General features: G+C 43.0%; 1 pseudogene. It reads left to right on the top strand.

Going from position 1 to position 1,338, the window contains the following annotated elements:
- Positions 1 to 609: pseudogene (locus tag R7P67_RS24605) on the top strand (hybrid sensor histidine kinase/response regulator); the annotation flags it as partial.
- Positions 610 to 1,338: the final 729 nt, after the last annotated feature.

Consider the following 1,338-nt stretch of genomic DNA (forward strand, 5'->3'; position numbering starts at 1 on the left):
TTGACGGGGAAGCAGCCTCATTATTGCGGCAAGATTGATATCTACAGTGAGGATATTCGTCAAAACATTGAAGCCGACATTCTAAAACTGCCAGAAGGCTCTGGCTTAGATGTGATGTACATCTTTAATGTCGGTGGTGGAGCTAACGCCGCGCGTATTCATAACCTAGAAACTGCGGTAGAAGTACTCTCAAGTTATGCATTCGATGGTGATAGAGACCAGTTGCAGAAACTCAAAGAGCTTGGTGGCGAGTTTACTCGTTTGGCTGATAAGGCTTTGGGCAACAAAAAAGATAAGCAAGATTTGATGCGTGAAGTGTTGGTCGATGCCATGACGCATGCATTGGACTATTGGGAGTCTGTTACGGGTGAAAGTAAATTTGCGTTTGCCGAACAAAGTGGACTGTGGCGCGTCTACCTCGACCGAAGCACACTGCAAACCCGCACGCTCGATAAATACATGCGTATCGAAACTCTGCCTAAAACACCGCGCTGGAGAACGGTTCTGAGTTCAATTGAGTTTATTCTTGAACACTGTAAAGAACAGAGCCCTGAACGTGCTTACATCGAAGCACAGCGCGACAAATTGCAAAGACTGCTCACTAGCTAAACCTCTCATAAAATACAAGCCTCGCTCAATGCGGGGCTTTTTATACCTATTGTTTTCTGCCTATGGGTGGTACGCACTCTCCCCTCTCAAAAAACAAAATGCACGACATGTAAACGGTGAATGTATGCTCCTATGCACTCAACGAACTAGTACGAGCTGACATTTTCACAAACACCATTAATCTTAGCGACGGCCTCAAGCACTCTTCTTAATTGAGCTCATTTCCTAGCGGCTCCGGCGGAACTCTCCTCTTCTTAAAACGAAAAGACACCGTAGCTAAAAAGTGTTGTATTGCACTATTTATCAACCCGCCACTCTTCTTTGATAAATGGGAAATTAGACTTCATTTTTCTTGTAAAAAAAGCATCATCCCCCCCTTAATTTCGCGGGTAAAAAAGACGATTTTTCATATTCCAAACGGAAATTGACCAACAATTGACAGAGATTGCGAAGTCAATCACAACAGAACGGCAGATTAAATTTCACCTGATTAATTAACGCTTTCAGCGCATGTGAGCTAGATCTCCGAACCTTACAAAGACAGAAAGAACCCCTTAAACACCTAAACCTCAATGTTAGCAACCACTAACACACAAGAAAAACACGGATATAAACTGCGACACATATCAATGTTCATTTTTCAACCAAGAACGAGCTAAAAGCAAACAAAATGACGTTTATGACGTGGGCGGGTGTGTTTTTAACGTTTTTAACGGGAATCGAGTTTGA

Source organism: Vibrio sp. Vb0937 (assembly GCF_033338855.1).